This window comes from bacterium (genome assembly GCA_027622355.1).
Taxonomy (GTDB): Bacteria; UBA8248; UBA8248; order UBA8248; family UBA8248; genus JAQBZT01.
The window spans coordinates 1-8,605 of record JAQBZT010000110.1 but is presented as its reverse complement, the minus strand read 5'-3'; the positions used below and the strand labels follow the sequence as shown (position 1 = coordinate 8,605).

The following is an 8,605-nucleotide window of genomic DNA, read 5'->3' as shown; positions in this document are numbered from 1 at the left end:
CTTCCTTCTCCGGGGCAGCCGGACGGGCCTGGCTGTCGGCCTGTGTCCGGATGGCCAGCACCTGGAGGAGTTCCAGCGCGATGCTCTCGATCTCAAAAAGAAAGCGGTTCCCCCGCGCGAGGAAGAAATGGTAGGCCGCCAGCGAGGGAATCCCCACCAGGAGCCCCGCCGCCGTCGTCAGGAGCGCCTCTGAAATTCCCTCGGCCACCAGGCTCGGGTTGCCCGTGCCGAAGCGGCTGATCACGTCGAAGGCGCGGATCATGCCCACCACGGTTCCGAACAGCCCGAGCATCGGCGCGAGGTTGGCGATGACGCCGAGGGAGCGCAGGTTGCGGGAGATGACGGTGGACTCGTGCTGCCCTGCCCCCACCATGGCCCGCTCCATCTCGGAGATGCCCAGATGGCGGCGGACAAGACCGGCCCTGAGTATCCGCGCGAAGGGCACATCGAAGCGCTCGCAGACGCGGATCGCCTCATCGAAATCGCCGCGCCGCCAGTAGTTCTCCAGCGCGTGGACCAACTGGGGGGGAAGCACTTTTTTCCGCCGCAGCGAAAAGATGCGCTCCAGGGTAACCGCAATCGCCACCACCGAGCAGAGCCCTATCGGGATCATGGTATAGCCGCCCCGCTTGGCGAGTTCCCACACACGCGGGGTGAATCCGCCCCAGCCAGGGGCGCCCGTCTGCGCGGCCCATGCCGCATCGGCCAGCAGAGCCGCCGCCGCGAACACCATCCACATCACTTGCGTGCGTTTCACTTTCTCTCCTCTCCAGCAGGCGCGGCTTTCTCCAGGTAGGCCGAAAGCCCGTCTTTGTCTTGATAGATTCGCCCGCCAAACACATCGGCGCACACGGGCAGCAACTCCTCGGCCACCTCGCCCAGCGAGGGAGCCGCACCCATCAGCCGCTCGAGTGAGGTCACCCGTCCCCCTACCTCGCCGCAAGGGTGAATCATATCGAAATAGCGCAAATCTGTGGACACATTAAAAGCCACTCCGTGCATCGTCACCCAACGGCGGGCGCCCACCCCAAGGGCCAGTATCTTCTCCCCCCCGACCCAGAGCCCCGGCATCCCGGGGCGGCGGTGGGCCTCGAAGCCTTTGCGCGCCAGATACCGGAGAAAGACCTCCTCCAGCCGGCGGCAGTGGGCGTGCACATCGCGGTCACGGCAGCGCAGATCGCAGATCGCATAGAGCATGAGCTGGCCCGGCCCGTGGAAGGTCACCTCCCCGCCCCGGTTCACGCGGACGATGGGAACTTCCTTTTCATCCTCCGGCGAGCGCCGATGGAGAACATTTTCCTCCGTGCCGCCCTGCCCCAGTGTCAGGACCGGATTGTGATCCAGAAGAAGAAGGATGTCCTGCGCCAGCCGGCCCTCGGCACGCGCCCACCAGAGCCGCTCCTGAAGCTCCCAGGCCGCCCCGAAACCCATCCGGCCCCAGAACGCGGCATGAATGTCCGGCGGGGGAGCGGCCTCACTCAAAAAACACCGCCTCCGGGCCCACGAGCGCCTCGAGTTCACTGGAAAGCGCCTCGGTCGGCGCCACCACATAGTCGCGGCCCGCCTCGACCACCACCTCGCGATCCGGGAAGCTGAGGTTGAAATAGACGGGGCAGTCCCCCGGGTACCGTACCAGGATGTCGCGCAGGGCGGCGAGCCGGTTGTGGCTGTGCTGGGCGTCCGAGAGGGAAACCACCAGGCGGTTGGCCATCCCCCGCTCGGCCTCCGAGAGAAGGCGGATGCCCCGCACCGCGACCTGGACGCCCTCCTCGGAAACCTCGGCCACCCCCTCGATAAAGACCGGCGCTTCGGTCTCGAGGAGGGTGTAGTGGGCGTCGAAATCGCTCGGGAAAAGGAGCATGTCCACCGTCCCCTCCCGATCTTCGAGAACGAAATTGGCCATCCGCTTCCCGCTCCGCGTGGTGCGGATCCGGGAGGAGCGGATCAGACCCGCCATCCGGACGCGCTGGCCGGAGGAGATATCCGACAGGCTCAGCGACGTGGCGTTCGTCAGGCGGCGGATGAGACTCTGGTAATCGTCGAGCGGATGCCCCGAGACATAAAAACCCAGCACCTCGCGCTCGAACGCCAGCCGGTCCCGGTCGGGCCACTCGGGGACATCGGTCATCGCAAGAGTGGAGACCACCGCATCCTCGGGGGCGAACAGGCTCCCCTGGCCCACCGCCGTGTTCCGCTGCTCGCGGGCGGCCGACTCAAGCACCGCATCGAGCGAGGCCACCGACTGCGCCCGGCCGGTGCCGAGGCTGTCGAAGGCGCCCGCCTTGATCAGGCTCTCCATGGCCCGCCGGTTGAGCTGGCGCAGCTCCACCCTGCGGCAGAAATCCTCGAGGCTGCGGAAGGGGCCGTCCGCCCCCCGGCTCTCGAGCACGGCGTCCACCGCCCCGACGCCCACGTTCTTCACCGCCGCCAGCCCGAAGCGGATCGCCTCGCCCTCGACGATGAAGTCCTTGCCGCTGGCGTTCACATCGGGCGGCAGCACGGCGATCTCCATCTCCCGGCACTCGGCGATGTCCTTGATGACCTTGTCCGGGTTGTCCCGGTCGCAGGTGAGGAGGGCCGCCATGAACTGACGCGGGTAGTGGGCCTTCAGATAGGCCGTCCGGTAGGTGATGAGCGCATAAGCGGCGCTGTGGCTCTTGTTGAAACCGTAGCCGGCGAACTGGAGAATCTGATCCCAGAGCTCTTCCGTCTTTTTCCTGTCTTTGCCGCGCGAGGCGGCGCCCTCGACGAAATCGCGCTGCTGCTCCTGCATCAGTTTGGGGATCTTCTTGCCCATGGCCTTGCGAAGGACATCCGCAGCGCCCAGCGAGAAGCCCGAGAGCTCCGCCGCGATCTGCATGACCTGCTCCTGGTACACCATGACGCCGTAGGTGCCCTCGAGGATGGGGCGAAGCTCGTCGAAGAAATACTGGATTTCGGCGCGGCCGTGCTTGCGGTTGATGAAGGTGTCCACCATGCCGCTGTTCAGGGGGCCGGGGCGGTAGAGGGCCACCATGGCGATGAGGTCCTCGAAGGTGGTGGGGGCCAGCTTTCGGAGGTACTCGCGGATGCCCCGGCTCTCGAGCTGGAAGATGCCCGTCGTCTGCCCCTGCGAGAGAAGCCGGTAGGTGGCGGCGTCGTCGAAGGGAAGGTTTTCGATGTCCACCGTCTCGCCCATGTCCCGCAGGAGCGCCACCGCACGCTCGATGACGGTCAGGGTCTTGAGACCCAGGAAGTCCATCTTGAGAAGGCCCAGCTCCTCGATGTCCTTCATGTCGAACTGTGTCATGACCTCCTCGCCCGTTCCCTTATACAGGGGGACGAAGTCGGTCAGCCTCGAGGGGGCGATCACCACCCCGGCGGCGTGGGTTCCGGCGTGGCGGATGTTGCCCTCGAGCTTGCGGGCCGTCTCCATCAGACGGCCCACGTGGGGGTTGCGCTCGGTCGCCTCGCGCAGCCGGGGCTCTTTCTTCAGCGCTTCATCGAGGGTGATCCTGAGCTCGTTGGGGACGAGCTTGGCGATGCGATCCACCTCGCCATAGGGTATGTCCATCACCCGGCCCACGTCGCGGAGCGCCCCCCTGGCGAGCATGCTCCCGAAGGTGATGATCTGGCCCACGTTCTCGCGGCCGTATTTCTCCGCGACGTAGCGGATCACCTCATCGCGCCGGTCCATGCAGAAGTCGATATCGATGTCGGGCGGACTCACGCGCTCGGGATTCAGGAAGCGCTCGAACAACAGCGAGTAGGGAAGCGGATCGAGCCCCGTGATGCCCAGCGCGAAGGCGGCCAGGCTGCCCGCCGCCGAACCCCGTCCCGGCCCCACGGGGATGCCCTGCTCCTTGGCGTGGCGGATGAAGTCCCAGACGACGAGGAAATACCCCTCGTAGCCCTGGGTGTTGATGACGCCGAGCTCCATGGCGAGGCGCTCGCGGTAGCGGGCGGCTTCCCCGCCGGAGAACCCCTTCCGTGCGATGTGCCGCTCCAAGCCCTCTTCCGCCAAGCCACGAAGATATGTTTTTTTGTCCTCACCGCCGGGGATCGGAAAGTCGGGATAGTGCGACTCGCCGAAGTTGAAGGCGAAATCGCACTGCCCGGCGATCTCGAGCGTGTTCGTGATCGCCTCGGGCACTTCCCGGAAGAGCGCGGACATCTCTTCTGCGTTCTTGAGATAAAATTCCTCGCTCTTGATCATCATTCGGTTGGGATCATCGAGCGTCTTGCCCGTCTGAACGCAGATCAGAACGTCCTGCAGGGTGTGGTCGCCCTTCTCGAGATAGTGGACATCGTTCGCGGCAATGAGGGGGATGTCCATCTCCCGGGCAAGGCGGATGGCCTCGGGAATGAGTTTCCTGTCCTCGACGAGGCCGTGGTCCTGCAGTTCCATGTAGAAGCGGCCCGGGAAGAGTTCCTTGTAGTAGGCCGCCGCGGCCCGCGCCTTCTCCCCGTCATCCTGCAGGAGGGCGTCGTTCACCTCCCCGCGCAGGCAGGCCGTGGTGCAGATGAGGCCCTCGGCGCGCGACTCAAGGATCTCCCGGTCGATGCGGGGGTGATAGTACATCCCCTCGGTGAAGCCGAGGGTGACGAGTTCGCACAGATTCTTGTAGCCCGCATCGTTCTGGGCGAGGAGGATCATGTGCCAGGCCCGGCCGGTGCCCCGCCCGCTGCCCCGGTCGTGGCGGCTCCCCGGGGCGACGTAGACCTCGCAGCCGACGATGGGCTTGACGCCTGCCTTCTTCGCCGCGTTGTAGAACTTCGCCGCCCCGAACATGTTGCCATGATCGGTGAGCGCGACCGCCGGCATCCCGAGCGCGGCGGCTTGCTTCACCAGCTCGTCAATGCGCGTGACGCCGTCCAGCAGGCTGTACTGGCTGTGAACGTGGAGGTGGACGAAGCTCTCAGGCATTCCTACTCCCATTCGATTGCGGATATGCTACAAGCCATCATGCACATATGCTTTACTTCTTCCCATGTTTTCCATCCATTCTTTTGTGAGACGTTGTGCTTCTTCGATTTGCGATGAGGTCATTCTCTTTCCAAGAATATCCAGGGTTCTGACGGCAAGTTTATGTTTATTTGCTCCTGCCAATTTCATCCACATGTAAAAAACGATATCGTCTTTCGGAATGGCCTTCCCGGACCCATGCATCCAACCCAGCCTGAACTGTGCATCGGCAAGCCCCTGATCCGCCGCCTTGCTATACCACTTCACTGCTTCCTTGTTGTCTTTCGGGACACCCTTCCCGCCCGCATACATCACACCCAGATTGTATTGTCCATGCACCAATCCCTGCTCCGCCGCCTTGCGATACCACTTTGCTGCTTCCTTGTTGTCTTTCGGAACACCCAGCCCGATTCGGTACATAAATCCCAGATTGTTCTGCGCACGTGCATATCCCTGCTCTGCCGCCTTGCGATACCACTGCACCGCAAGTTTATAGTCTTTTGGAACACCTTGTCCTCTTCTGTACGCCACGCCCAGATTGGTCTGTGCACGCGCATTTCCCTGTTCTGCTGCTTTGCGATACCACTGCACCGCAAGTTCGTAGTTTGCCTTGTAATTCCTTGGAGCATCTCTGTCTGAAAATCTTTCTCCTCTGTCATGCATCACACCCAGAATAACCTGCGCGCGTACATCTTCATGTTCTGCTGCTTTACGGAGCCACTTCACTGCTTTCTTGTTGTCTTTCTGGATGCCCAGACCTCTCCAATATATCGCACCCAGGTGGTACATGGCGGATACCTCACCCTTTTCCGCAAGTTCTCGAAACCAGTCAATCGCAGGCTTGTACCCATTTGTCCCTGCCAGGTTCATCCACATATCGGAAATTGCTTTGTCCTTCGGGACGTCCAGACCTCTCCAATACATCATGCCCAGACTGGCCTGCGCATGTGCATGTCCGCGTTCTGCCGCCTTGCGATACCACTTCGCTGCTTCTTTGTTGTTTTTCGAGACACCCTTCCCGTCCGCATACATCACACCCAGATGGTCTTGTGCGATGGCATATCCCTGCTCCGCCGCCTTGCGATACCATTTCACCGCAAGTTTGTAGTCTTGAAGAACACCTAATCCGTATTGATACATGACCCCCAGATTGTTCTGCCCTTCTGCATTTCCCTGCTCTGTTGCCTTGCGATACCATTTCACCGCAAGTTTGTCGTCTTTCAAAACATCTCGTTCTGGTTCGTACATCTTATCCAGACCGGACTGCGCAGATGTATATCTCTGCTCGTACATCACACCCAGATTGGTCTGCGCAGGCGCATATCCCTGCTCGGCTGCCTTGCGATACCACTTCACCGCAAGTTCGTAGTCTTTCGGAACATCTCCTTCCGGAACACCTCGTCCCAGTTCGTACATCGTACCCAGAGCGGACTGCGCAGGCGCATATCCCTGCTCTGCCGCCTTGCGATACCACTTCACCGCAAGTTCGTCGTCTCTCGGGACGCCTTGTCCATTTGCATACATCAATCCCAGATTGTACTGCCCAAATACATTTCCTTGATCCGCCGATTTACGATGCCATTTCATCGCTTCCTTGTTGTCACGCGGGACCACCAACCCTGTTTGATACATCGCACCCAGACTGTTCTGCGCGGTTACATATCCCCCCTCTGCCGCCTTGCGATACCACTCCACCGCAAGTTTGTAGTCTTTCGGAACACCTCGTCCCGTTTCATACATAAAACCTAAAAAATATTGCGCATTTTTATTGCCTTGCTCTGCAAGTGATTTCCACTCTTTCATTGCAATTGCATAGTCTTTTCTCTTGAAAGAGTCATACCCTTCCTTGAACCCTCCCCATGCGCCCTGAGACGCACTGATCCCGAGCACCAATGTGACGCCAATGATCGAAAGTAGTTTTCGGAATCGGGAGAGTTTGTTCATTGCTTCACCCTCTAGCGAGGACACTGCAAAAACAAGGGTGAGGATTTTGCCTCATTCCCATTCGATCGTGGCGGGCGGCTTGGAGGAAATATCGTATACCACGCGGTTCACCCCGCGCACCTCGTTGATGATCCGGGTGGAGACGCTGGCCAGCAACTCGGGCGGAAGATGCGCCCAATCGGCCGTCATCCCGTCCTCGCTGGTGACGGCCCGCAGGGCGACGGCGTTCTCATAGGTCCGCGCGTCCCCCATCACCCCGACCGTCTGGACCGGAAGCAGGACGGCGAAGGCCTGCCAGACCCGGTCGTACCAGCCGCTCTCGCGGAGGGCCTCGATGAAAATCGCGTCGGTTTCTTTCAGCACGTCCAGCCGCGCTTCGGTGATATCGCCCAGAACGCGCACGGCGAGCCCCGGCCCCGGGAAGGGGTGGCGCCACAGGAGGTCCCGCGGGAGCCCCAGCTCCTCGCCCACGGCGCGCACCTCGTCCTTGAAGAGCTCGCGCAGGGGCTCGATGAGCGCGAAATCCATCCGCTCGGGGAGCCCCCCCACGTTGTGGTGGGTCTTGATGGTGGCCGAAGGGCCCTTGAAGGAGACGCTCTCGATCACGTCGGGATACAGCGTCCCCTGGGCGAGGAATTTGACGTTCCCCAGCCTGCGCGCTTCCTTTTCGAAGACGCGGATAAAGGACTCGCCGATGATCTTCCGCTTCCGCTCGGGGTCGGCGACCCCGGCGAGGGCGCCGAGGAACTCCGCCCGGGCATCCACCGCGATGAGGTTCATCTCCAGCCGCCGGCCGAAGGTCTCGGACACCTCCTCCGCCTCGCCCTTTCGCAAAAGGCCGTTGTCCACGAAGATGCAGGTGAGGCGCTCGCCGACGGCGCGGTGCACCAGGAGGGCCGCGACCGAGGAGTCCACCCCGCCCGAGAGCCCGCAGATGACACCCCCCGCGCCGACTTGCGCCGCGATCCGCTCGACCGATTCGTCAATGAACGAGCGCGGCGTCCAGTCCCCCCGGCATTCGCATATATCCTTCACGAAATTGCGGAGCATCTCTTTTCCCCGGGGGGTGTGCACCACCTCGGGGTGGAACTGAATGCCGAACCGCCGGCCGTCGTCCGAGCCGATGGCGGCGACGGGCGATCCCTTCGAGTGCGCCATGGCGCGGTAGCCCGGCGGCGGCACCTCGATCGAATCGCCGTGGCTCATCCAGACCGTCTCGTTTCCGTTCAGCCCGCGGAAGAGGCCGACCGGCTCATCCACCGTCAGCTCCGCCCGGCCGAACTCGCGCTCGCGGATCGGCCGCACCGTTCCGCCCAGCAGATGGGCCATGAGTTGGAATCCGTAGCAAATGCCCAGGACAGGAACCGGCTCATCGAAAAACGCGACATCGAAGGAGGGGGCGTCCTCCTCGTAGACGCTCGAGGGCCCGCCCGAGAGGATCACCCCGCGCACCTGATCGTCCATGAGCGGGCGCCAGGGCTCGGTGCACGGATGGATCTCGCTGTACACCCCCAGCTCCCGGACGCGCCGGGCGATCAACTGGGTGTACTGCGATCCGAAATCGAAGATGAGAATACGTTCCCGCATGTCGCCTGTTAACGGGTGTAAAATTCACGGAAGAGTACCCGCCGGACCTCTCCCTGTACGATTTCCTTGGAAAGACGCACGGCCAGCACCTGCCGGGCACGCTCGATTCCTTGCTGCGAATCCAGATCC

The 8,605-nt window shown here is 62.3% G+C and carries 5 protein-coding genes; all 5 read right to left on the bottom strand.

The features are described 5' to 3' along the window. Window positions 1-757, bottom strand: a 757-nt coding sequence (locus O2807_07955) for a MotA/TolQ/ExbB proton channel family protein (protein ID MDA1000433.1), incomplete at its 3' end; no start/stop codon positions are given. Beyond that, window positions 754-1,482 (bottom strand): lipoyl(octanoyl) transferase LipB, encoded by a 729-nt coding sequence (gene lipB / locus O2807_07950; protein MDA1000432.1) that lies wholly within the window; start codon window positions 1,480-1,482, stop codon window positions 754-756. The genes lipB and O2807_07955, both read right to left, overlap by 4 nt. Then, window positions 1,475-4,906: a DNA polymerase III subunit alpha gene (dnaE, locus tag O2807_07945; GenBank protein MDA1000431.1), complete on the bottom strand. Its 3,432-nt coding sequence runs from the start codon at window positions 4,904-4,906 to the stop codon at window positions 1,475-1,477. The genes lipB and dnaE overlap by 8 nt, the downstream gene beginning before the upstream one ends. Before the next feature lie 27 nt (window positions 4,907-4,933). After that, window positions 4,934-6,889: a tetratricopeptide repeat protein gene (locus tag O2807_07940; protein MDA1000430.1), complete on the bottom strand. Its 1,956-nt coding sequence runs from the start codon at window positions 6,887-6,889 to the stop codon at window positions 4,934-4,936. Window positions 6,890-6,940: 51 nt separating this feature from the next. Continuing rightward, window positions 6,941-8,476 carry a glutamine-hydrolyzing GMP synthase gene (gene guaA, locus O2807_07935; protein MDA1000429.1) on the bottom strand — a complete coding sequence of 512 codons (1,536 nt, stop codon included), beginning with the start codon at window positions 8,474-8,476 and terminating at the stop codon, window positions 6,941-6,943. Window positions 8,477-8,605 lie beyond the last annotated feature (129 nt).